At 69.0% G+C, this 22,749-nt stretch carries 23 protein-coding genes, 2 tRNA genes and 1 pseudogene; 18 read left to right on the top strand and 8 right to left on the bottom strand.

All coding sequences use genetic code 11. The features are described from left to right. Positions 1–51: 51 nt before the first annotated feature. Both L0966_RS15830 and pgeF read right to left on the bottom strand, forming a co-directional pair. Positions 52–363, bottom strand: a complete 312-nt coding sequence (locus tag L0966_RS15830) for an SH3 domain-containing protein (RefSeq protein ID WP_234052929.1) — start codon at positions 361–363, stop codon at positions 52–54. 52 nt (positions 364–415) lie between these two features. After that, a complete protein-coding gene (gene pgeF, locus L0966_RS15825; RefSeq protein ID WP_234052928.1) occupies positions 416–1,195 on the bottom strand; it encodes a peptidoglycan editing factor PgeF in 780 nt (259 codons plus the stop codon). 406 nt (positions 1,196–1,601) lie between these two features. Here pgeF and L0966_RS15820 point away from each other — a divergent pair, with 406 nt between their 5' ends. The 3 genes from L0966_RS15820 to L0966_RS15810 are packed head-to-tail and all read left to right on the top strand — an operon-like array spanning position 1,602 to position 3,970. Next, entirely contained in the window at positions 1,602–2,507 is a 906-nt protein-coding gene (locus L0966_RS15820) for an extracellular solute-binding protein (RefSeq protein ID WP_234052927.1), read from the top strand. Between the two features lie 15 nt (positions 2,508–2,522). Continuing rightward, entirely contained in the window at positions 2,523–3,314 is a 792-nt protein-coding gene (locus L0966_RS15815; protein ID WP_234052926.1) for a molybdenum ABC transporter permease, read from the top strand. After that, positions 3,311–3,970, top strand: a complete 660-nt coding sequence (locus tag L0966_RS15810; protein ID WP_234052925.1) for an ABC transporter ATP-binding protein — start codon at positions 3,311–3,313, stop codon at positions 3,968–3,970. Before L0966_RS15815 ends, L0966_RS15810 begins: the two co-directional genes overlap by 4 nt. 412 nt (positions 3,971–4,382) lie before the next feature. Here L0966_RS15810 and L0966_RS15805 read toward each other — a convergent pair whose 3' ends face one another. Together L0966_RS15805 and lgt are read right to left on the bottom strand one after the other, a co-directional pair. Then, the gene (locus L0966_RS15805) at positions 4,383–5,480 is read right to left on the bottom strand and encodes an SAM-dependent methyltransferase (protein WP_234052924.1); all 1,098 of its coding nucleotides are present in this window, start codon (positions 5,478–5,480) and stop codon (positions 4,383–4,385) included. Continuing rightward, on the bottom strand, positions 5,477–6,289 hold the full coding sequence (gene lgt, locus L0966_RS15800) for a prolipoprotein diacylglyceryl transferase (RefSeq protein ID WP_234052923.1): 813 nt from the start codon (positions 6,287–6,289) through the stop codon (positions 5,477–5,479). Before lgt ends, L0966_RS15805 begins: the two co-directional genes overlap by 4 nt. Positions 6,290–6,529: 240 nt before the next feature. On the opposite strand from lgt, the gene L0966_RS15795 reads away from it, so the two are divergent. From L0966_RS15795 to L0966_RS15780, 4 genes are all read left to right on the top strand, one after another. Then, the gene (locus tag L0966_RS15795) at positions 6,530–6,868 is read left to right on the top strand and encodes an accessory factor UbiK family protein (protein WP_234052922.1); all 339 of its coding nucleotides are present in this window, start codon (positions 6,530–6,532) and stop codon (positions 6,866–6,868) included. A gap of 434 nt (positions 6,869–7,302) precedes the next feature. Next, a complete protein-coding gene (locus tag L0966_RS15790) occupies positions 7,303–7,803 on the top strand; it encodes a YbjN domain-containing protein (protein WP_234052921.1) in 501 nt (166 codons plus the stop codon). A 114-nt stretch (positions 7,804–7,917) separates the two neighbouring features. After that, positions 7,918–8,754 carry a pyrroline-5-carboxylate reductase gene (gene proC / locus L0966_RS15785; RefSeq protein ID WP_234052920.1) on the top strand — a complete coding sequence of 279 codons (837 nt, stop codon included), beginning with the start codon at positions 7,918–7,920 and terminating at the stop codon, positions 8,752–8,754. 520 nt (positions 8,755–9,274) lie between these two features. Next, positions 9,275–9,931: a TetR/AcrR family transcriptional regulator gene (locus L0966_RS15780; protein ID WP_234052919.1), complete on the top strand. Its 657-nt coding sequence runs from the start codon at positions 9,275–9,277 to the stop codon at positions 9,929–9,931. Between the two features lie 175 nt (positions 9,932–10,106). Here L0966_RS15780 and cmk read toward each other — a convergent pair whose 3' ends face one another. Then, entirely contained in the window at positions 10,107–10,724 is a 618-nt protein-coding gene (gene cmk, locus L0966_RS15775) for a (d)CMP kinase (RefSeq protein WP_234052918.1), read from the bottom strand. Positions 10,725–10,731: 7 nt separating this feature from the next. After that, the gene (gene aroA / locus L0966_RS15770; RefSeq protein ID WP_234052917.1) at positions 10,732–12,072 is read right to left on the bottom strand and encodes a 3-phosphoshikimate 1-carboxyvinyltransferase; all 1,341 of its coding nucleotides are present in this window, start codon (positions 12,070–12,072) and stop codon (positions 10,732–10,734) included. Positions 12,073–12,291: 219 nt separating this feature from the next. Between aroA and L0966_RS15765 the strand changes: the two genes are divergently transcribed. The 5 genes from L0966_RS15765 to L0966_RS15745 all read left to right on the top strand — a co-directional run bounded on the left by L0966_RS15765 (position 12,292) and on the right by L0966_RS15745 (position 15,381). Further along, positions 12,292–12,684: a TIGR02300 family protein gene (locus L0966_RS15765; RefSeq protein ID WP_234052916.1), complete on the top strand. Its 393-nt coding sequence runs from the start codon at positions 12,292–12,294 to the stop codon at positions 12,682–12,684. A gap of 155 nt (positions 12,685–12,839) precedes the next feature. Beyond that, positions 12,840–12,915, top strand: a tRNA-Ala gene (locus tag L0966_RS15760). Positions 12,916–13,336: 421 nt separating this feature from the next. Further along, positions 13,337–13,412 (top strand) — tRNA-Ala (locus tag L0966_RS15755). 230 nt (positions 13,413–13,642) lie between these two features. Further along, a complete protein-coding gene (gene kdsA, locus L0966_RS15750) occupies positions 13,643–14,494 on the top strand; it encodes a 3-deoxy-8-phosphooctulonate synthase (protein ID WP_234052915.1) in 852 nt (283 codons plus the stop codon). Positions 14,495–14,577: 83 nt separating this feature from the next. Continuing rightward, a complete protein-coding gene (locus tag L0966_RS15745) occupies positions 14,578–15,381 on the top strand; it encodes a 3-deoxy-manno-octulosonate cytidylyltransferase (protein ID WP_234052914.1) in 804 nt (267 codons plus the stop codon). A 147-nt stretch (positions 15,382–15,528) separates the two neighbouring features. Here L0966_RS15745 and L0966_RS15740 read toward each other — a convergent pair whose 3' ends face one another. Then, entirely contained in the window at positions 15,529–16,656 is a 1,128-nt protein-coding gene (locus tag L0966_RS15740) for a helix-turn-helix transcriptional regulator (protein ID WP_234052913.1), read from the bottom strand. Positions 16,657–17,056: 400 nt separating this feature from the next. Between L0966_RS15740 and L0966_RS15735 the strand changes: the two genes are divergently transcribed. The 6 genes and pseudogenes from L0966_RS15735 to L0966_RS22565 all read left to right on the top strand — a co-directional run. After that, positions 17,057–17,839: a hypothetical protein gene (locus L0966_RS15735; protein ID WP_234053090.1), complete on the top strand. Its 783-nt coding sequence runs from the start codon at positions 17,057–17,059 to the stop codon at positions 17,837–17,839. Positions 17,840–17,968: 129 nt separating this feature from the next. Continuing rightward, positions 17,969–19,030 (top strand): hypothetical protein, encoded by a 1,062-nt coding sequence (locus L0966_RS15730; protein WP_234052912.1) that lies wholly within the window; start codon positions 17,969–17,971, stop codon positions 19,028–19,030. A 2-nt stretch (positions 19,031–19,032) separates the two neighbouring features. Beyond that, entirely contained in the window at positions 19,033–19,320 is a 288-nt protein-coding gene (locus L0966_RS15725) for an autotransporter-associated beta strand repeat-containing protein (RefSeq protein ID WP_234052911.1), read from the top strand. Between the two features lie 14 nt (positions 19,321–19,334). Continuing rightward, entirely contained in the window at positions 19,335–20,249 is a 915-nt protein-coding gene (locus L0966_RS15720) for an autotransporter-associated beta strand repeat-containing protein (RefSeq protein ID WP_234052910.1), read from the top strand. Then, positions 20,141–21,793, top strand: coding sequence for an autotransporter-associated beta strand repeat-containing protein (locus L0966_RS15715; protein ID WP_234052909.1), 1,653 nt, complete (start codon positions 20,141–20,143; stop codon positions 21,791–21,793). The genes L0966_RS15720 and L0966_RS15715 overlap by 109 nt, the downstream gene beginning before the upstream one ends. Next, positions 21,780–21,935, top strand: a pseudogene (locus L0966_RS22565) (hypothetical protein); the annotation flags it as partial. The gene L0966_RS15715 and the pseudogene L0966_RS22565, both read left to right, overlap by 14 nt. A gap of 197 nt (positions 21,936–22,132) precedes the next feature. On the opposite strand, the gene L0966_RS15710 reads toward L0966_RS22565, so the two are convergent. Further along, on the bottom strand, positions 22,133–22,333 hold the full coding sequence (locus tag L0966_RS15710; RefSeq protein ID WP_234052908.1) for a hypothetical protein: 201 nt from the start codon (positions 22,331–22,333) through the stop codon (positions 22,133–22,135). Between the last annotated feature and the right edge of the window lie 416 nt (positions 22,334–22,749).

Below are 22,749 nucleotides of genomic sequence, written 5' to 3'. Positions count from 1 at the left end.
AGAACGTGAATTCAATAGGCTAAGGTGTGTCCACAATAGGACGAGGCGGCCCTAGGGCGCGCCTTCGCGCAGGAAGCGGCCCTGCACCCAGCCCGTGGGCTTGCCGCCTTCGCGCGGGGCAACCTGGCACCAGCGCTCATCGTCCTTCATGGCGCAACCCATGTTGGTCAGCCGCGCCCCGTTGGCGAAGCGCGCAAGGACACTGTCGCGGGACGAGGGGCCAGCGTGCAGCTCCAGCTCGTGCCCCGGCTCCAGGCCGCGGACCTCCCACACATCCGGGCCGCCCATGAGCCCGTCCGCAAAGTCGGACGCGGTGGCGGGCAGCGTGGCGCCCAAGGCGAAAACAAGGCTCAGGGCGGGCACGAGATGCGGCCGCCGGTGAAAGGGGCGGGCCGGAGCCTGTGGCGTTCCGGCCTCAATCGGCATCGGGCACCAGGGCGATGGCTGCGATGAGCCGGCCATAGTCGGCCTCCTTGCGATGGGTGGAGCGGCGGAAGGAATAGAAGCGCGCCTCGTCCGTATAGGTGTCGAGCATCAGGTCTTCGATCTGCTCGATCCCCGCTTCCTCCAGCCGGCGGCGGATGAAGCCCGGCAGGTCGAACAAGGCATGGTGGGGCCGGTCGGCGGGGGCGAAGAAGCGGGCGTAAGTCTTGTCGACCGCCAGGAAGCGCGCCACGAAATCCTCTCCCACCTCATAGCTCGACTGGCGGATGAGGGGGCCGATGACGGCGCGGATGGCGCCGCGTCGCGCGCCCTGCGCCTCCATCAGCGCGATGGTGGCGCCGATGACGCCGCCGATGGCGCCCTTCCACCCGGAATGGGCTGCGGCCACCACCCGCGCTTCGGGATCGGCGAACAGCACTGGCCCGCAATCGGCGATGGAAATGGCGGCGCCCAGCCCCGGCGTGCGGGTCACGATGGCATCGGCCTTGGGCGCGTCCTCGCGGGTCCAGGGCGCGGTGGCGAGAACGGCGTCGGGGGAATGCACCTGCCAGCAGGCCAGCAGATTTTGCGGCGCAAGGCCGAGGGCGGCCGCCATGCGGGCCCGATTCTCCTGCACCGCCTCCGGGTCGTCGCTGGAGCCCATGCCGCCATTCAGGCTCGCATAAAGGCCGGTGGAGACGCCACCCGAACGGGTGAAAAACGCGTGGCGGATGCCGGGCAGGGCCGCGAGGGAGGGGGCCTCGATCTTCATGGGGTGCGTCCTCGTTGCACGCGTTCCGCTGGCTCGCGCCCCACCCGCGCGGGGCAGGGCCTTGGGGAAAGTCTGTAGCGCTTTCTTCTTAACGGGAAGGGCAAAGGGTTCTTCTTGGGGCACTTCCTGGGGTGTCTCTTGGGGCACTTGTCGCCGGTCGGGGCGGATGCTGCGCCGCATCGCCGCGGCAGGCGCGGACGCCGCCGGGTTCACGCTGCGTCTTCAGGGCGTTGCAGGGAGCGGCGGAGGTTGCCGGCCAAGGGGCGGGGCTTTTGGAGGCTTGATTCAAGCTATATTCAGTAGAATATAACACGGCACCCGGACACCGACGGCCAAAGCATGCCGCGCCTTCGCCGCTTCCGCGTTCGGACGCATGGCGCGTGCCTTTCCGTTCCGGAGGACCGAGATGCGAATACTGGCGTTCCTGCTGGGTGTGATGGCCCTGAGTATCACTACGGCCCGTGCCGCAGATCCGGTGCGTGTGGCCTATGCGGGCTCCATGGGGGTGGTGATGGACCGGGCGCTGGGTCCCGCCTTCACCGCGCAGAGCGGCGCCCCCTTCCAGGGCATTGGCCAGGGCGCCTATGGGCTGGCGCGGCTCATCGCCGGCGGGCAGATCCAGGCCGACGTCTTCGTGTCCATCACCCCGGGGCCGGTGGAGATCCTGAGGAAAGCGGGCCTCGTGGATGGCGCCGTGCCGGTGGCGAGCACGGCCATGGTTATCGTCTACAACGAGAGAAGTGCATTCGCGGCCGATTTCCACGCGGCCAGGAAGGGCAAGACCCCCTGGTGGAAGGTGCTGGAGAAGCCGGGCGTGAAGTTCGGCCGCACCGATCCCGCCACCGATCCCCAGGGGCGCAACATCATCTTCACCTTCCTGCTGGCGCAGCGTTACTACAACCAGCCGGATTTGATGCAGAAGGTGCTGGGCGGCGTCTTCAACGACCAGCAGATCTTCGCCGAGGGCTCGGCCCTGACGCGGCTGGAAGCCGGGCAGGTGGATGCCAGCTCCGGCTATCAGAGCGCGGCGGCTTCCGCCAAGCTGCCTTTCATCACCCTTCCCGACGAGATCAACCTCTCCAACCCCGCCTTGTCCGCCGAATGGTACGACAAGGTGAGTTTCGAGCTGCCCGGCAAGGACGGCAAGCCGGAGGTGGTGAAGCCCCAGCCCATGGTGTTCTACGCGGCAGTGCTGAAGAACGCCCCCAATCCGCAGGCCGGCGTCGCATTCCTGAAGTTCATGACCACGCCCGAGGGACAGAAGATGTTCCAGGAGGCGGGCTATGGCCCGCCCAAGGGCGGAAAGATCTGAGCTGCGAGGCGCGCCTTGTCCCTCACATCGGGCCGTTCCGGCTCCCGCCTGCTGGGCGTCGCGGCTGTGGTCGCGGCGCTGGTTCTCGCCGTGCTGGTCGCGCCCTTCGTCACCCTGGCCACGGCCACCGACTGGTCGAGCTTTCAGCTCGCCGATGGAGACTGGGACGCCATCTGGGTCTCTCTGGGCTATGGCGGCCTGGCGATGGTCATCATCATCCTGCTCGGCACGCCGCTTGCTTGGTGGCTGGCGCGCAGCCGCGCGCGTGGCAAGTGGATCGCGGATGTGCTGCTGCTGCTGCCGCTGCTCTCGCCGCCGCTCGCGCTGGGCATTCTGCTGGCCTCCTTCTATGGCCCCTATGGGCCGGCGGGCGCGCTGCTCTCCCACGCCGGGCTGGTGCTCAGCAACAATCCGCCGGCCTTCATTCTCGCCACCTGCTACGGCGCCGGGCCCTATTTCGTGATCGCCGCCCGCTCGGCCTTTGAAGGGGTGCCGCTGGAACTGGAGGAGGTGGGGCTTACCCTCGGCCGCGGGCCGGTGGAGCTGGTGGCCTTGGTCACGCTGCCGCTGGCGGCGCCGGGGCTGCTGATGGCGCTGGCCGTGGCCTGGGTGCGGGCGGTGGGCGAATTCGGTATCGTGCTGGTGGTCGCCTATTTCCCACAGGGCATGCCCGTGAAGCTGTGGGTCAATCTTCAGGATCTCGGCCTTCAGGCGGTCTATCCGCTGCTCTGGGCCTTCTTTCTCCTGGCCATGCCGGTGCCGCTGCTCATGCGCGCCTTCACCCGCAGATGGGACGGCCCCGCATGAAAATCACCTGCCACCTGGAGCACCCGGTACCGCTCGATGTGGCGTTCGAGGTGCGCGGACTCACCGTGCTGCTCGGTCGCTCGGGGGAGGGCAAGACCACCATCCTGAAGGCGCTCGCCGGTCTCCTGCCTTCCGAAGGCACGCCGTTCGACGGCCAGCCGCCCCAGGCCCGGCCCATCGGCTATGTGCCGCAGAGCCTGTGCCTGTTTCCCCATCTGAGCGTGTGGCAGAACGTGGCCTTCTCCCTCGACGGCGCCGAGCGTCGGCCCAAGGCGCTGGCGCTGCTGGAGCGGTTCGGCCTCGCCGCATTCGCGGAGCGGCGGCCCCGGCAATTGTCCGGCGGCCAGCAGCAGCGCGTGGCCCTGGCCCGGGCCCTCGCCCGTGAGCCCGAGCTGCTGCTGCTGGACGAGCCCACCTCCGCGCTTGATCCCGTCACCCGGGACGAGGTGGTGGCGGAGCTGATCGCCATCAGCCGCGACGGGCGGCCCGCCGTGCTCGCTTCCACCCACGACCGGCAGATGGCCCTGGCGGCGGACCATCTGGTGATTCTCTCCCAGGGGCGTGTGGTGCAGCAGGGCGCACCCGACGCCCTCATGGCGCACCCGGCGAGCCCCGAGGTGGCCGGCCTTCTGGGCCTCAAGCGCAAGGCCGCCTGAGCCTTTCCGCGCCTGCGAAGACGAGGAAAGGCAGAAGCCACTGGGTGAGCGTGTTTTTCTAAGCGATCGGGGGCGTTCGCGTAAGAGGGCTCGCGCCGGCGCCGAAGAGTGGCGGTGGCCGGCGGAAGCTACGCGGATAGGGCGCGCGGGGCGTATGCGCTCTGGATCATCGTGCTGGGCGCAAGGGCCCCGCCGCCCGAATGCCCCCTTCGCGCACGGAGGCGCAAGTCGCCCTCGTCGCTGGGAGGCTGGAAGCATCGACTATGCCTGGCGACGGAACCGAGCCGGTGGCCGCGACCTTCGGGCACGCCACACGGCGGTGGCACTCTGGGCACCTGCGATGTCGGCGCCGGGTCGTTGCCCATCGTCCGTTTGAGGACGGCGCGGCGGGCCTCAAACGTCCGGCTGCCCCTCAGCCGTGGAAGGCCTCCGCCGCATCGAAGGCCGGCGGGGCACCAAGGGATGGGCCCGCGAGGGCCAGCACTTTGAACAGTTCGCCCATTTGCCCTTCCCCAGTTCCGGCCAGCCGCAGGGCGGCTGCGGCAACGGCCTCTTCACCTGCCGCGCCAGCTTCCGCCATCAGCCGTTCCGCCCGCTGGGCGAGCCCCAGCCGCAGCAGAAACTCGCCCTGGGGCAGGGGGCCGAATGCGGCCGCGCCCTGCCCACGGGCCATGCGGGCGAGGGCGGCGAAATCCACATGGGCGGTCAGGTCCGCCTCGCCGGGCTCCGCCAGCGGATCGGCGAAGGCGTGGCGGGCAAGGGCCTGCAGCGTATCGCCGAAACCGCCAGCGTGGCCATAGTCCACGATCAGGGCCGCGCCCCCCTCGGCGACGAGGCGGCGCGCGAGGGCAAGGGCGGGGCCGCTTTCCATGCGCTCCAGCACCGCACCCTCGGGGGCCGGGCCCCGCGGCGCGAAGGCCGCGGCCAGAGGCGAGGGGCGCGGATCGAGGCCGAAGACCAGCTGCCCGTCCCCGTCGAGCCCCACGCGCCGCTCGTGCCAGCCATCGGCGGCGGCCACATACTGGTCGATGGGCAGGGCATCGAAGAATTCGTTGGCGAGCACGATGGCTGGGCCCGGCGGCAGCTCCTCGATACGCGCGTGCCACTGCACGTCAATATCCGCCAGGGTGCGCCTCTGGGCCTCGCGCAGCACCGGGCTCGTTTCCACCAGATGCACTCGCGCCGCAGCGCCGAAGGCGGGCAGGATGCGCGCCGCCCGCAGGGCATCGGCCATGAGGGTGCCCCGGCCGGGGCCGAGCTCCGCCAGCACGAAGGAGGCGGGCGCGCCCATCTGCTGCCAGGTGGCCACCGCCCACAGGCCCAGCAGCTCGCCAAACATCTGGCTGATCTCGGGCGCGGTGGTGAAATCGCCGCCCGCACCCAGCGGATCGCGGGTAATGTAATAGCCGTATCGGGGATGGCCGAGGCACAGCCCCATGTAGCGGCTCACCGGCATGGGCCCGTCGGCGGCGATGATGGCGCGGATCTCCGCCGCGAGAGGACCGCTCACGCGGCGGCCTTCGTCTTCAGCGCATAGGCCGCCAGCGCGGCGCCGGCCAGGACCACGGGCACCGAAAGCCACATGCCCATGGTGGTGCCGAAGGCGAGATAGCCAAGCTGCACATCCGGCTCGCGGAAGAATTCACCGACGATGCGCCCGAAGCCGTAGCCCATGCCGAAAATGCCGGCGGCAAGGCCGGGCCGCTTCAAGGCGCCCATGCGCACCGCGACCAGCATGATGGCGAACAGCAGGATTCCTTCCAGCCCCGCCTCGTAAAGCTGGCTGGGATGGCGCGGCACGCCGCCGCCATTGGGGAAGATCACGGCCCAGGGCACATCGGCCGGGCGGCCCCAGAGCTCGGAATTAATGAAGTTGGCGATTCGCCCGAACAGCAGGCCGAGCGGCGCCACCACGCCCGCCACATCGAGCAGCGAGAGGATGCGGATGCCGCGCGAGCGGGCGAACAGGACGAGCGCGACGATGGTGCCCGTAAGCCCGCCGTGGAACGACATGCCGCCTTTCCACACGGCGATGATGTCCGCCGGATAGGCCATGAAATGGGGTAGGTTGTAGAACAGCACATAGCCGATGCGCCCGCCGAGGATGACGCCCAGCGTGGCCCAGAACAGGGCATCGTCCAGGTCCTGCGGCTTCATGGGCGAGGTGCCGCCCCAGAGCTTCGGCATGGCGACCAGCCGTCGCCCGAGCAGCCAGCCGAGCACGAGCCCCGCAATGTAAGCGAGGGCATACCAGCGGATGGAAAGCGGGCCGATCTGCACCAGAACGGGGTCGATGGCGGGGAAGGGCAGGGCGAGCATGCTGCGAAAATCCTGGACTGGAGCGCGCCGGGGCCGGATGACCGGGGCGCATCTGGCGCGGGCGGGCCGCCGCCGTCAAGGATGCCGGGCGGGAAGCATGCCGCACCGCACAGGCCCGGTGCCGGTGTGCCGCAGCGGCGCGGGCCTTGCGCCGGACGCGCGCTCTCGCCATGTTCACGGCAAATCGACGCGCGCCGCCGCACACTGAGTTCCGCCGCGCCGCCGCAGGAGACCACCGCCATGACCCAGACCACCGGCCGCATTTTCGATGAGATGGCCCGCCTTGTGAACGATGCGGCGGGCGTGGCGCAGGGTGTGCGGCGGGAGGCCGAGACCATGATGCGCACCCAGGTGGAGCGCTTCCTGCGCGACATGGATCTCGTGAAGCGCGAGGAGTTCGAGGCCGTGAAGGACATGGCCGCCGCCGCCCGCGAGGAGAATGAGCGCCTGGCCGAGCGCCTCGCCGCCCTGGAGGCCAAGCTCGGTATGAGCGCGGATGCTCCTGCCGCTGGAGCGCACGGGAGCGAGACCCCGGCCCAGCCCTATGACGAGAGCTTCGGCCACGGCTCCCAGGCCTGAGGCGGCGCGGGCGCTCCGCGCGTTCGGAGCGCACCTTTTGTGTGCATGCGCAAGCGGTGTACACAATCCGTCGTAGCCGCGCCATCTTTACCCGCGATATACTGATTTTCGTGGCGATTCGAAGCCGGTTCGTCGTGTCGCGGGTATACGACGGGGCGTAGGCTCGCCTGACGTGCACGGGTCCGGTGCGGGTGTCGGGCGCAATCGTGTCTGGCACGCCGCCATGGGGCGCAGGCTTCCGGATTCTCCGGGTCCTCACCCCGTACCAGGCGGCGCGGCACCGGCGTGTGCTCGGTTTGAAGTGGTTCGTCTTGAAGGGGGTCGTTTCATGGCGCGCGGTGCTCTGCGCATGCCTTTGGCCTCGTTGCCCGGGCGTCGTTTTGCCCCTGCCGTGTCCGGCCGTCTCCGCGTTCCTCCCACCGCGAGGTCGAGGCATGTCTCTCATCGACATTGAAGCCGAAGCGCCGGCCAATCCCGTGGATCTCGTGGAGCAGCTCGCCGCTATCCACGATTGGTCCTTCGAGCGCTCCGACGAAGACGAGATCACCCTCTCGCTCGCCAGCCGCTGGACCGACTGCCATGTCTCCTTCCAGTGGATGGACGAGCTGGAGGCGCTGCACGTCGCCTGCGCGTTCGATTTCAAGGTGCCCGAGGGGCGCCGCGGTGAGGTGTTGAAGCTGCTCGCCGTGGTCAACGAGCAGATGTGGCTCGGCCATTTCGACATCTGGTCCCAGGAAGGCGTCGTCATGTTCCGCCATGCCTTGGTGCTGGCGGGCGGGGCCACGGCTTCCGACCGGCAGTGCGAGGCCATCGTGGATGCCGCGCTTGACGCGGTCGAGCGATATTATCCCGCCTTTCAGTTCGTGGTGTGGGCCGGCAAGACCGCGCGCGAGGCCATGGACACCGCCTTGTTCGACACCGTGGGCGAAGCGTGAGCCGTTCCCGATTTGAGCCCGCGCGGGTTTCCCCCCGCGCGCGGCTGGCTTAAAGCAGAGCCTCGAACAGTCGGCGATGGCCCAGGCGCTCGCCGGCCGCGATGCGAGGCGATTATGAGCGACGTGGTGTTGAAGAACCTGTCCGGCCCGGTGGTGCTGCTGGGCGCGGGCAAGATGGGCGGGGCCATGCTGGAAGGCTGGCTGAAGCTCGGCCTGCCGGCCAATCTGGCCGTGGTCATCGATCCCCATTTGCCCGAAGCCATGGCCGCCGATCTCAGGGCGCGGGGCGTGTCGGTGAACCCGCCGGCGCACCTCGTCGCGTCGCCCGCCGTGCTGCTGCTCGCGGTGAAGCCCCAGGTGGCGCCGGAGGCCGTGCCGCAGGTGGCGCCGCTGGCGCGCGCGGGCACTCTGGTGGTTTCCATCATGGCGGGGCGCACCCTCTCCTTCCTTGCGGACTATTTCCCTGAGGGCACGCCCCTGGTGCGCGCCATCCCGAACACGCCGGCGGCCATCGGACGCGGCGTCAGCGTCGCGGTGCCCAGCGAGACGGTTTCGGCCGCCGACCGCGCCCTGGCCAGCGCGCTGCTCGGCGCCATCGGCATCGTGGAGTGGGTGGATGAGGAAGGCCTGATGGACGCAGCCACGGCCGTTTCCGGCTCCGGGCCGGCTTATGTGTTCCTGTTGGCCGAGGTGCTGGCCGAAGCGGGGCGGGTTGCGGGTCTTCCAGCCGATCTTGCGGCGCGCATTGCCCGCGCCACCGTTTCGGGTTCCGGGGCGCTGCTTGAGGCCTCCGATCTTCCGGCGGCGACCCTGAGGCAGAATGTCACCTCACCTGGCGGCACCACGGCTGCGGCTCTCGCGGTTCTCATGCACGAAACGCGCGGTTTCGGTCCCCTGATGGAAGCGGCTGTCGCCGCCGCGACGCGGCGCGGGAAGGAACTTGCGGGCTGAGGCGGGCCGCACCCGCTGAGTGGCGGTCGATCGACATTCGGCACCAAGGTTTGTCCATGGGGCCTTTCCCTCGCCCTCTAGTGGGGGAGGAAGGCACGCGAGGGACAGGCTGGTGGGAGGAGCGTCTGCGTTGCCGCCTGCGCTGACTGTCGAACGGTTCCTTCCGGGGCGCTGGCGGGGCTCGTCCGCGCCCCTTGCCTCTACGGGCGGCCCCGCCGTCCAAGGGGCAGCCGCGCGCATCCCGGTGCGTCTGAAGGCAGCGGGCCAGAGATGGGGGCGCTTGACCCGGGACGTGGCGGTCCGCCAGGATCTCCAGCGTGATCCCAGGTCCTCACCAGGATGCCAAGCGCGCGCACGGATCCCGGCTGTTCGCCGCAAGCTCGGCGGAAGTGTTGGCGTAACCTCGGATCTCCTAAGGCACGCTGGCCCATCCAGGTGGGAAATGTAGCCGCTTGGGGAGCTGGGGCGCGTGTTGTGAGCCCCTGTGCGGTGCCCAGGCGAGTCAACGGAGGGTCGAGCCATGACATCGGAGACTGCCCGCGAGGCCTGTCTGCGCAGCTTCCTGGATCTGCTGGCCACACGCCCCCTGTGGCGGATCGATCTTGCGGCGGTGGCCGCCGAGAGCGGGGTGGCCCTTTCCGAGATGCGGGCGGCCTATGCCACTGTGGACGATCTGCTGGCGGCTTTCTTTCGCGCTACCGATCGGCATGTGCTGGCGGAGGGGGGGCCCGATGCGGAGGATTTCGCCGGCGAGGGGCCGAAGGAGCGGCTGTTCGAGGTGCTCATGCGGCGGCTTGATGCGCTGGAGCCCCACCGCGAAGCGGTGCGGGCGCTGGTGCGCGGGGCGCGGCGGGATCCGCTGCTGGCCCTCAAGCTGCTGCGCCTGTCCGCCCGCTCCCAGCGCTGGATGCTGGCGGCTGCCGGCATTGATTGCGCGGGCCTTGCGGGCGCGGTGCGTGCCAAGGGGCTGGCGGTGCTCTTCGCCCGGGTGCTGGAGGTGTGGCTTGAGGATGACGACCCCGGCCTCTCCCGCACCATGGCGACTCTCGATCAGGAATTGGCGCGGGGCGGCAAGCTTCTGGAGATGATGGACGATCTGGCCTTCATCGCGCTGCCCTGGCGCACCCGCCGCCGCACCGCCTCCCCGCCGGCGGATGATTCGGCGCCGGCCGATTGAGGTGGGGGCATCGGCGCGGTCTAGAAAAGCGGTGGCGGCTGCCGGCCTTTTGCGCCGCGCGCAATAGGTCGCTGCGGCCCCTTCACAGCATCGGCTGTTCGCCGCGCTTGAAGCGCTCTCTCGCCGCCATGTGTCCAGCTTGGACGGAAGTCATGCTGCCGCAGCGTGCATGCCTTCAGCGGCGGCTTTCGACCAGTGCGAGGGCCGCGGCGAAGGCCTCCGCGATGCCGAGACTGCTGGTGTCCAGAAAAGCGGCGTCGCTCGCCTGGGTCAGAGGGGCGGCGGCGCGGTTCGAATCACGCTCATCGCGCCTGCGGATGTCCGCGAGCACCTCGTCGTAGCTCACCGCGTCGCCGCGCCCCACCAGCTCCTTGTGGCGCCGCTCGGCGCGGACCGCAGGGGAGGCGGTGACGAACAGCTTGGCCGGCGCATCGGGGCAGATCACGGTGCCGATGTCCCGCCCGTCGAGCACCGCGCCCCCGGGCTGGGCCGCGAAGCGGCGCTGCAGATCGAGCAGGGCGGCGCGGACATCGGGGTTGGCGGCAACCACGGATGCGGCCTCACCCACCTCGGCTGAGCGCAGCGCATCCGGATCCAGATCGGCGGCGTCGAGTGCGCGCGCGACGGCGGTCGCCGCCGCGGCATCGCCGAGCACGCCCGCCGCCAGGCAGCGCGCGCCGACCGCGCGGTAGAGCAGGCCCGTATCCAGATGCGGCAGGCCGTAATGGGCCGCGAGGCGCCGCGCCAGGGTACCCTTGCCCGATGCCGCCGGCCCGTCGATGGCGATGATCATGCTTGTCTCAATCGATCTGGGCGCCGAGCGCACGCATCATGGGGAGAAAGGTGGGGAAGGAGGTGGCGATGAAGGACACGTCGTCCACCGTGACGCCCGCGTCGCTGGCCAGCCCCAGCACCAGGAAGGACATGGCGATGCGGTGATCCATATGGGTCTTCACCGGCCCGCCACCCACAACCGTTGAACGGCCGGACACGATGAGGTCGTCGCCCTCCACCCGGTGGGCGATGCCGCAGGCGGCGAGCCCGTCGGCCACCGCCGCAAGGCGGTCGCTCTCCTTCACCCGCAGCTCGGAGAGGCCGCGCATCACGGTCTCTCCCTCCGCGAAGGCGGCGGCGACGGCGAGGATCGGATATTCGTCGATCATGGCCGGGGCGCGCTCCGGCGGCACCTCGACACCCATGAGGCGGGAGTGCCGCACCCGCAGGCTGGCCACCGTCTCTCCGCCCTCCTCGCGGGCGTCGAGAATGGCGATGTCGGCCCCCATTTCCTGCAGGGTGGTGACGAGGCCGGTGCGCAGCGGATTCAGCATGAGGTCGGTAAGCATGACCTCGGAGCCGGGCACCAGCAGCGCCGCCACCAGCGGGAAGGCGGCGGAGGAGGGGTCGGCGGGCACGTCCACCGGCGCGGCCTTCAGGCGCGGGTGGCCCTGCAGGGTGATGCGGCGGCCGGCATGGCCGAACGGCTCAACGCGCACATCAGCGCCGAAATGGGCGAGCATGCGCTCGGTGTGGTCGCGGGTGGCCTCGCGCTCCACCACCACCGTCTCGCCGTCGGCGCCGAGGCCGGCCAGCAGCACGGCGGACTTCACCTGGGCCGAAGGCACCGGGGTTTCGTAGGTGACGGCGGCGAGACGATCGCTGCCTTTGAGCGCGAGCGGCAGGCGGCCGCCCTCGGCCATGGACACGACCTGGGCACCCATCATGGTCAGCGGGTCCAGCACGCGCTTCATGGGACGACGGCGCAGGCTGGCGTCACCGTCGAAGGTGGCGGTGATGTCCTGGCCGGCCACCGCGCCCATCATGAGACGGACGCCGGTGCCGGAATTGCCGAAATCGAGCGGGGCGGCCGGAGACACAAGGCCCCGGTTGCCCACGCCGTCGACGATCCATTCGCCCGGCCCGAGCCGCTCCACCGTGGCGCCCAAGGCGCGGCAGGCGGCGGCGGTGTTGAGCACGTCCTCGCCTTCCAGGAGGCCGGTGATGTGGGTGCGCCCTTCCGCGAACAGACCGAAAATGAGCGCGCGGTGGGAGACCGATTTGTCGCCGGGAACCCGGACCGAGCCGTGAAGCGGCGGCGAACGGCGGGCCGTGGCGGGAGAGGGGCTTGCGGAAGCGCTGCTCATGGTCGATCGGGCCTCGGGCGTCGGCACGCGGCTGGCGAACCCTGCCGCGCCACGTTCTTTTTATGGGGTGCGGCGCCGTTTAGCACAGCCCTTTCGCCGGTGCCACGCGCCTGCTCCGGGCGGGATGGCGGCCGCATCAGCAAGATTGTGCCTTGACACCAATCGTGCGAGGCGCCAATGGAGCACGCTCTGTTTACAGCCCTACCGAGGAACTTTGCCGTGGCGAAGCCTGAACTCGGCACCAAGCGCATCTGTCCTGTTACGGGGCGCAAATTCTACGACCTGAACAAGGACCCGGTGGTTTCTCCTTTCACGGGCGAATCCTATCCCAGGTCCTATTTCGAGCCTGCGGCCCGCGGTGCCAGCCGCACCGAAGAAGTGACCAAAGACGACCACGACGGCGAGGAACCCGCCGCCGATGTCATCAGCCTGGAAGAGGCTGACGAGGAGGCCGCCGGCACCACCAAGGCGGGTGCGGCTTCCCCCGACGTGGATATGGATGAAGACATCGAGGCCGGTGACGAAGACGCCTTCCTGGAGGAAGACGAGGACGACGGCAACGACGTGACCGGCCTGATCGGCGAAGGTCGCGAGGACGACGAGGAAGCCTGAAAAAAAGGGCTTGCAGTCAAACGCGGTCTGTGCTTTAAGGCCGCTCTCGCTCGGCGGACATGAACCGCCGGGCTCCCGCCGCGGGGCTTCCCGGCGCGCTAAAGGTCGAGGAACCATCAGGTTCGCAAGATCGCTGCGCGCACCCGCGGCCCGGTGGGGCCATAGCTCAGTTGGGAGAGCGCTTGAATGGCATTCAAGAGGTCGGCGGTTCGATTCCGCCTGGCTCCACCAAATTTCTAATCCCATCAGATCCTGAAAAATGCCGCGTTGGCGCCCGTGCCCTTGAACAAGTGCGGCGTCGCTGGCTTGCGCGCGGGTCTGAATCACTTTTCCTGATCCGCTTTGTCACCCGCTTCAGGGGCCCGACCGGCTCCGCATTAGCGGAGCTTGCGCGCGCGGCGCCGCACGGCACGCAGCTCCCCTGGTGCCACGGCCTGAGGCTTGACGCGGGTCGCGGCCCCATCTGGGTCGCTGCCCCACTCGGGTCATGGCCCGCTTTGACCATGGCGGCACTTGGATCGCGGGCTCGCATGTGGCGCGCGAACGCCTGCGGCTTCTTGCTTTCGGAAAGTTGTCCACCGTATTTGAATGTACGGCCTCAGCGGCGGGGTTGTCAGGTGCGATTCCCTATGGCATTTACGCGCCTCCCCTGGGGGCCATAGCTCAGTTGGGAGAGCGCTTGAATGGCATTCAAGAGGTCGGCGGTTCGATTCCGCCTGGCTCCACCAGTCTCCTTCCAGGGGAATAGCCAATTGAGCTTTTAGCTCTTGGCGGAGTTTTTCAGGAAGTCTGCTCAATTCAGTCTAACTCTGCCGCCTCCGTGCGCGGTGTCGCCCGCGATGCGCGAGGGGGGCTCTTGAGCGGCTGGCGCTCCTGGCGCATGTTTCGCGCGCCGCGGTCAGCGGCGCACTGGCTCTGGAACAGGGTGCCGCCGATGCCGGCGCCGAATGGGTGCAGGATGAGCGACGCTGTAAAGCATGTGACCGTCGGCAACGTGACGTTTGGCAATGATCTGCCGTTCGCCTTCATTTCGGGTCCGTGCCAGATCGAAAGCCGGGATCACACCTTCCGCCTGGCGGCCTTTCTCAAGGCGGAAGCGGAGAAGGCCGGCGTGCCCTTCATCTTCAAATCGTCCTACGACAAGGCGAATCGCACGTCCCTCAAGGGCCGGCGCGGCATCGGCCTCGACGAGGGGCTGAAGATCCTGGAGGCTGTGCGCGCCGAGTTCGGCTGCCCGGTGCTCACCGACATCCACGATATCGAGCAGGCGCGGACCGCCGGCAAGGTGGTGGACATCATCCAGATTCCCGCCTTCCTCTGCCGGCAAACGGATCTGCTGATCGCGGCGGGCGAGACGGGTGCCGTGGTGAATGTGAAGAAGGGGCAGTTCCTGGCGCCGTGGGACATGGCCAATGTGGCCGACAAGATCGCGTCCACCGGCAATGAGCGCATCCTGCTGTGCGATCGCGGCACCTCCTTCGGCTACAACACGTTGGTGAGCGATTTCCGCGGCCTGCCCATCATGGCGCAGACCGGCTACCCCATCGTTTTCGACGCCACCCATTCGGTGCAGGAGCCGGGCGGGCGGGGCGGCTCTTCCGGTGGCAAGCGCGATTTCGCGCCGGCGCTCGCGCGCGCGGCGCTGGCGGTGGGGGCGGCCGCCATCTTCGCGGAAGCGCATGATGATCCGGACCACGCGCCTTCCGATGGGCCGAACATGCTGCCGCTGGAGTGGATTGGCCCGCTGCTGAGGGATCTCACCGCCCTCGACGCCATCGCCAAGAACAAGTCCCTCACTGCCGCCTTCTGAGGCGCGGCTCCGGCCTGCGCGTCGCCCCACCCCCGCGGAGGCCGGCGCTCGGGCTTTTCCCATCTTCTGCCGAAAGGTGCAGCATGAGTGACGTCGCCATCATCATTCCGGCGCGATATGCGTCGAGCCGCTATCCCGGCAAGCCGCTGGCGAAGCTGAAGGGCGCGAGCGGCATCGAGCGCACCCTGGTGGAGCGCTCCATTCTGGCAGCCCGCGCCGGGGCCGATGGCGCGGCGGTCTATGTGGCGACGGACGACGAGCGAATCGCGGACGAGGCCCGGCGCCTGTCGACGCCCGTCATCATGACCGATGCCGCTTGCCGCAATGGCACCGAGCGCGTGGCGCAGGCAGTGGAGCGGGCCGCCATCACGGCGGAAATCATCGTCAATCTTCAGGGTGACGCGCCGCTGACGCCGCCGCACTTCGTGACGGCCCTGGTGAAGGCCATGCGTGACGAGCCTGCGCGCGAGGTTGCGACGCCGGTCCTGCGCTGCGACGAGGAATCGCTGGAGCATTTTCTGGCCGACCGGCGGGCCGGGCGGGTCGGGGCGACCACGGTGGTGTTCGACCGGGCCGGCAACGCCCTTTATTTTTCCAAGGAAGTCATTCCCTTCACCAATGGCAAGGCAAAGGTGGATGGGGTGGTGCCGGTGTTCCACCATGTGGGCCTTTATGCCTACCGCCGCAGCGCGCTCGATGCCTATGGGCGGATGGAGCAGGGAGTTCTCGAGACCCTCGAGGGGCTGGAGCAGCTGCGCTTCCTGGAGCACGGCACGCCCATTGCCGCCGTCGAGGTGGAAGCGCGAGGCGCGGCCTTCTGGGAGCTGAACAATCCCTCCGACGTGCCGCTGATCGAAGGCTATCTCGCGAAGATGGGGATGGAGTGAGGGGCGCCCCTCCCACCCGATAAAAAGGCGAAAGCCGGTGCGACCGGCGCGGGCCCCGTTTTGCCCGCCCGCGCCGGTCGCGCATGGGAAAGACGGGCTTGCTCCCCGCCGGCCTAGCCCACCTTTGCTCGAAGGGGGCGTGGAACGTTACCAGCCTGTGAGCTTGGAGAGCTGGAGTACGAGTTCCGTCTGGCGGTTGATGCCCAGCTTGGAGAATACGCGCTTGAGCACCACGCGGGCGGTGCCCTGGGTGATGCCAAGCTGGCCGGCGGCCTGCTGCAGGGCCACGCCGCTGCCGATGAGCGCGGCGAGTCGCGCTTCGCCCAGCGACAGGCCGAACATGTCGCGGATCACCGCCGGCGCCACCATCTGGTGTTGTTCCAGGGGCACGGCGACGATGAGGGTGCGCGCTTCGCCATCCTGCCCACCGAAGCGCGCCTGCGCCTCCGCCCTCACCGGCAGGGCCCATGCCGCGAGCCGCTGGCCATCCTCGTCACTCAGGACGCACGCGTGGGGCGGCTCGCTCGATGCGCTGGCCTCCATCGCAGCCTTCACCATCGCCTGGAAGCGCGGTCGCTCGGCGGGCTGACGCGGCATCATCCGGCCGGCGGGCTCGCAGAAGAACGAGGCGAACTGGGCAAGCGCGCTTTTGTTGGCCATCACCCGCCGCCCGCTCGTGTCGAGGGCGTAGATGCCCGCCGAAACGGCGTCCAGGGCGGCGATCATGGCCACCTGCGAGGTGTCGAGATTGGCGATGCGCATGGACACCCGCAGCGCCTGTTCCACATGCCGGCCCAGCAGGCGCAGGGTTTCCATGTCCTGTTGGCAGAATGGCGGCTTGTCCTTGGCGCGGGGCACCGAGAGCGCCACCAGATATCCGAAATCCGGTAGCATGACCGCGGACATGAGCCAGCCGAATCCCACGCTGCGGAAGAATTCCGTATAGATGGGGTGGGTCTCCATCTCCTCCTTGGTGGCGATGGTGAAATCACTCATCACGTCGCCGTCGCGCAGGTGATGCTCAATGGCGCGCAGCGCGTGGAGGTCGCGCGTCCACCATTCGCCGTTCAGGTAGGTGCGCACCGCGGCGTGCAGCTCCGGCGCGTGGATGAATTCGGAAGGCGCGTTTTCCTTGTAGAAGAGCACGATGGCCCCTTCGCCATCGACCACGGCGCCGATCTTGGACAGCACCTGCGGCCACAGCTCCGGGGCCAGCGCGGCGCCGTAGATCGCATAGATGACATCGTCGAGCCGCTCGAGCGTTGGCATGGTCATGGCGTCCCACTTCGTCCAGTCCAGCGCGCTCGGCGTTCTGCGCCGAGCAGGGCAATCCTCGATCCTCTCACCCGTGTGGGTGGAGGTATGAATGCACTATATCTCCCGCGGCGAAAGCGGAATTCGCTTCGACCTCGGACGTTAGGCGCGAACGCCGCGCGTGGCTCTCGCCAATTGGTCGATGCGTGAATGCGGGCGGCCGCTTCGAAGAAGGCGGGCCTCTGTGGCGCAAATGCCCGCCGCGGATTTATTTTCGCCGGTTGCGCAATCTCGACGAGCCGCTGCGCAATCGTGGTAGCGGCCTAACGGCTTCCTCAGAGAAATCCCCAAGGAACGCGCGGATCCGGCAGGCACCCCCTGTCGCTGTGTCTGCGCTCGGCGGCATTCCGGGGGAGTGGTCATGGTGCGGAAGAACGTTGGCGGCCGGTTGGCGCGCGATGGCGAGGCGGGCATGGCCCTTCAGGCGCGCGCCGCGGGCGGCGTGGTCTCCATCCGCCGGCGGCTCCTGGTAACGTCCGCGCTGATGCCGGTGCTGGCGCTCTTCCTGACGACCGCGGGCCCCGCCTTCGCCGGCGGGGGCGGACCTACATCCCCTCGATCGCAGGCGGCTTGGGCGGCGCCGGCGGAACGGCCGGCGGTGGCGCGAACTCGCTCGCTCCCGCCGGCGCCGGCGGCTATGGCGCATATGGCGGCACTGCGGGGGGATGGCGGCCTCGCGCCCATCGCGCAGCCGGGGAATGGTGGCGACGGCGGCAGCACGTCTGGTGCGGACGGCACGGGTCTCGTCGTCAACGGCAGCGGTGGCGCAGGTGGAGCACCCTTCGGTGGCGACGGCGTGGATGGCGGCAGCGTTGCCGCGGGCGATACGGGAGCCGGCGGCAAGGGCGGTGACGGCGGCAACGGCAACTCGCCGAGCATGAGCGGTGGAGGCGGTGGAGGCGGTGGCGGCTTTGGCGCCATCGTCGGAGGTTCCGGCGACCTGGGTGTGCTGACCACGGCCGTGACAGGCGGCGCGGCGGCGCGGGCGGCGGCGGTGGGGATTCATATAGCGGCGCCGGCGGCGGTGGTCTCTTCATCTCCAGTGGCGCCGCGGCGTCCGCCACCATCGGCTCCATTGTCACCGGTGGCGCCGGTGGCCGCTCCTATCACGGCGGTGCCGGCGGCAGCGGCCTGTATGTGGTGAATGGCAGCTGCTCCGACATTGTCGCTGTGAACCTGGCCAATGGCGCGGTGGTGCAGGGCGGCGCCGGTGGCGGGCTGGTCGCGGCCACAGCGGGCGTCGGCGGTGTTAGGTGGCCTGGGTGGTGATGGGGTGACCCGCGCGAATGCAATCGCGTTCACCGGTGGAACCAATATTCTCGAACTTGCCGGTGACGGCTCTGCCTATGCCACGATCACAGGCGAAATGGTGGCGGTGTCCGGCGGCACCGACACCTTGAAGCTTTCCGGCGCCGGCGGTGTTTTCGACGCGGCTGACATCGATGCCGGAAATGGCGGGCAGTTCAAGAATTTCGCGGCCATCGAGGTGGCCTCCGCCTGCACCTGGGTGGTGAAGAACTTCTCATCCGTGAACTGGGGAACCTTCGTGACGGCCCCGGCTTTGGCGGTGCAATCGGGCACGCTGCAGCTCGGCAATTCGAGCGTCAATGGCGGCCTCATGGTGTCGGCGACGGTGGCGAACGGCGCGACCCTTTCCAATGACCCCACCGGGACGCACACGGGATACATTTTCGGCGACATCACGGTTGAGGCCGGGGGCCACCCCGCTGCCACGGTGGTGGCGAACCGTTCGGCCATTTCGTCCGGGGCGGGCGCGATCATCCTCCATTCCGGCGCGGTCCTCGACGCCACCCTTGGCGCGTCCGATAGCGGCAACGCCGTCTATTATGCGTCGACGAACCTCACGCTGAACATCACCGACAATGGTGCGATGGGGCTCGGCACCTATCTGGTGATTCAATACGACGGCACGCTGGCCGGTTCCGGCCTGACCATCGGCACCGCGCCGACGGACTTCGAATATACCATCAACACCAGTATTGCGGGCGAGGTGCAGCTTCTGGTGGCCGATGGCGGCCTCTATTGGAGCGGCACCACGACGGGGGGCAGCACCTCCTCGGTTGACGGTGGCACCGGGACCTGGAGCGCCAACGGCTCCACCAACTGGACCAATTCCGGCGGCACCAGCCACGTCGCGTGGAGCGACGGCAAGAACGCCGTGTTCGCGGGCGCGGCCGGCACCGTGTGGGTGGATACCACTCGGGCGCGGTCATCACCAAGGGCCTCAAGTTCGTCACCTCGGGTTATGAGATCGCGGCTGATTCCTCGAGCTATGTTCTCACGCTGGCCAGTGCTTCGGTGCAGCCGGTGGTGAACGTGGTCGATGCGTCCGCCATCGCCACCATCTCGGCGGGGATCGTTGGCTCGGACGGCCTTGAGAAGACCGGCGACGGCAGGCTGATCCTCACTGCGGACAACACCTACGCGGGCGGCACCACCATCTCGGCCGGCACCCTCCAGCTGGGTGCCGGGGGCGCCTCGGGGTCCGTGTCCGGCGACATCGCCAATGACGGGGCGCTGATCTTCAACCGCTCCAATGCGGTGCTTATTCCGGCAGCATCACCGGCACCGGCACGCTGGAGAAGCAGGGCGCGGGCACGCTGACCCTCACCGGCGACATGCAGGCCACCGGCGGCACCACCATCACCGCCGGCACGCTCCAGATCGGCGATGGCGGCACGTCCGGATCGATCGCGGGGAATATCGCGGACAATGCCGCCCTGGTCTTCAACCGAGCCGACACCGTGACCTATGGCGGCGCCATCTCGGGCACCGGCGCCTTGGTGAAGCACGGGGCGGGCACCCTCAAGCTCACCGGGGCCAACACCTATGCCGGAGGAACCACGGTTTCCCAAGGCACCGTCCAGGTGTGGGGGGCCGAGGCGCTGGGCAGCGGCGCGCTGGCCCTTCTGGGGGCGGGCACGCTGCGCGCCAGCAGCAGCTTCACTTTTGCCAAGGGTATGTCCCTGACCCCGTCCGGCACCAGCGGCGGCGGCACCCTCAGGGTGGATGACGCGCAGGTGCTCACCGTGTCCGGCATCGTTTCCGGCGCGGGCAAGCTCACCAAGAGCGGCACGGGCGACCTGTGGCTGACGGGCGCCAACACCTTTAGCGGCACCACCACTGTCAGCGCCGGCCGGCTGTTCATCGCCGGCGGCTCCTCGCTCTCCGATACGGCGCGCCTGTCGGTGGCGGGCGGCGCCAGCCTCTCGCTCACCGATGCAGACGAGGCGGTGGGTTCGCTGGCGGGCGCCGGCGGCGTGGCGCTCTACGGCCATTGCCTCAGCACGGGCGGCGACGGCACCAGCTCCACCTTCTCCGGCGCCATCACCGGTTCGGGCTGCCTAGCCAAGAGCGGAGCGGGCACGCTGACCCTCACCGGCACCAACACTATGACGGAGGCACCAGTGTTTCCGAAGGCACGGTGCAGGTCTATGGCGAAAGCGCGCTTGGCAGCGGCCCGCTCGCCCTTTCCGGCACCGGCACCCTGCGCGCCAGCGACACTTTCACGTTCGCCACGGCCGTTTCGCTGACGCCCACCGGCGGCGCGGGGGGCGGCACCTTTGAGGTGGACGACGCCAAGACCCTCACGTTGACCGGGACCATTGCGGGCCTCGGCAGCCTTGCCAAGACCGGCGCCGGCACGCTGGTGATCGGCGGTGCCAACACCTATGGCGGCGCCACGAATGTGGACGCCGGAACCCTCATCGCCACCGGTGGCCAGGCCATCGGCGACACCAGCGGCGTGAATGTGGCCTCCGGCGCCCGCTTCATCCTCCGCTCGGACGAGAGGGTGGGCTCGATCGGCGGCAGGGGCGGCGTGGAGCTGGCGGGGGCGAGTCTCGTCACCGGCGGCAACAATGCCAGCACGAGCTTCTCCGGTTCCATCACCGGCACCGGCGGCCTCACCAAGACCGGCACGGGAGTGCTGACCCTTTCGGGCGCGAACACCTATGCGGGCGACACGGCGGTGAACGGCGGCACCATCGCGCGGACGGTGCACGTGCTTGATGGCGGCACCCTGGCCGGCACCCAGTTCAGCGGCCTCACCATGGGCGGGCTCGACCTGTCCTCCGGCGCGACCCTGGCGGTGACCCTGGGCGCGGTGAGCGACAGCGCGGTGTTCAACGTCAATGGCAACGTGACGCTGGACGGCACACTGAACGTGACCTCCGCCGACGGCTTCGGCCTCGGTGTCTATCGGATCGTCAGCTATACCGGCGCGCTCACCGACAATAGCCTTGAGGTGGGCGCCATGCCCGGCGGCTATGAAGGCGGCGTGCAAACCTCCGTCGCCGGCCAGGTGAACCTGGTGGTGGACGAGCCCGGCAGCCCGATCCTGTTCTGGAACGGCGCCCACACCGCGCCCACGCAGACGGTGCTGGGAGGCACCGGGACGTGGACGGCGGATGCCCAGACCAATTGGATCAACGCCAGCGGCACCATCTCCAGGGCCTGGAACAGTGGCTTCGCCGTGTTCCAGGCCAATGCCGGAACGGTGAGCGTGGACAACAGCCACGGCCGGGTGACCGCGCTCGGCATGCAGTTCCTGGACACGGGCTATGTGGTGACCGGCGGAGATATCCTTCTCTCCGGCGTCTCGCCCGCACCCATCCGCGTGGGTGACGGCACCGCGGCCGGGGCCGGCACGGTGGCCACCATCGCCAGCGTGCTGAAGGGCTCCACTGGCATCGAGAAGAGCGATTTCGGCACCCTCATCCTCACCGGCGCCAACACCTATACGGGCGGCACCACCATCTCGGGTGGCACGCTTCAGCTCGGGGATGGCGGTGCCTCGGGCTCGATCCTGGGCGATGTGCTGAACAACGCCGCCCTCGCCGTCGACCTTTCCGGCGAAAGCACCTTCGCGGGGACCATCTCCGGCACCGGCGCGGTGGTGCAGAAGGGCTCGGGCACGCTGACGCTCAGCGGCGCGAACACCTTCTCCGGCGGGCTCTCCATCGCCTCCGGCACCGTGCGGGTCGCGGCGGCGCAGGCGCTCGGCAACGGGGCCCTTGCCCTCAGCGGGGCGGGCGCCCTCAGCGCGGGCGGCACTTTTGCCTATGGTGCGGCGTGACGCTCACGGCCATGGACGGCAGTGGCGGCGGACCTTCGCCGTCGACGCCGCGCAGACTCTGACGCTGTCCAGCGTGGTGTCGGGCGACGGCGCCCTCACCAAGGCCGGCGGCGGCACGCTGATCCTGGCCGGAACCAACACCTATGCGGGCGGAACCACCATCGCCGAGGGCACGCTGCAGCTCGGCAATGGCGGCACCACGGGGTCCATCGTCGGCGATGTGGTGAACAATGCCAGCCTGGTGTTCAACCGTTCGGACAGCTACGCCTTCAACGGCTCCATTTCCGGCACCGGCCTCGTGACCTTCACCGGCGGCGGCGAGGTGACCTTCTCCGCGCCCTATGAGGGCCCGGTGGCGGTGGATAACGCGGCGGTGGTGCTCACCAAGGGCACGCTCACCCCCTCGCCCTTCACCGTGAATGACGGCGGGGTGCTCGGCGGCACCGCCACCATTGGCGGGCTGACGGTGAATGCGGGCGGCATCGCCGCGCCCGGCTGCTCGCCGGGAACCCTGACGGTGAACGGGGCCGTCACCTTCAACTCGGGCGCCGTTTATCGGGTGGACGTGACGCCGGCAGGCGAGCACGATTTGATCACCGCCACCGGAGCCGTCACCATTTCCGACGGTGCCGCGGTGCAGGTGTTGGCGGAGAGTGGCCGTTATCCGGCGTCCAGCAGCATCACCATCCTGTCCACGTCCGGAACGCTCGCCGGCACTTTCGGCACGGTGACATCGGACTTCGCCTTCCTTGATCCGACGCTTACCTATGACGCGCAGAACGTCTATCTAAGCCTGATCTACAGTGGGGTCGACTTCATCACCTATGCGCGCACGCCCAATGAGGCGGGCGTGGCCGTGGCGGCGCAGGCGCTCGGCGCCGGCAACGGGGTGTATGACGCCATCCTCGGCCTGCCGAAAGGGTCCGTGGCCGCGGCCTTCAACGCCCTTTCCGGCG

The organism is Xanthobacter sp. NM-59, assembly GCF_021401125.1.
Lineage (GTDB): Bacteria > Pseudomonadota > Alphaproteobacteria > Rhizobiales > Xanthobacteraceae > Xanthobacter.
Note: the sequence above shows the minus strand (reverse complement) of the source record. Positions and strands in the feature narration are given on the sequence as shown.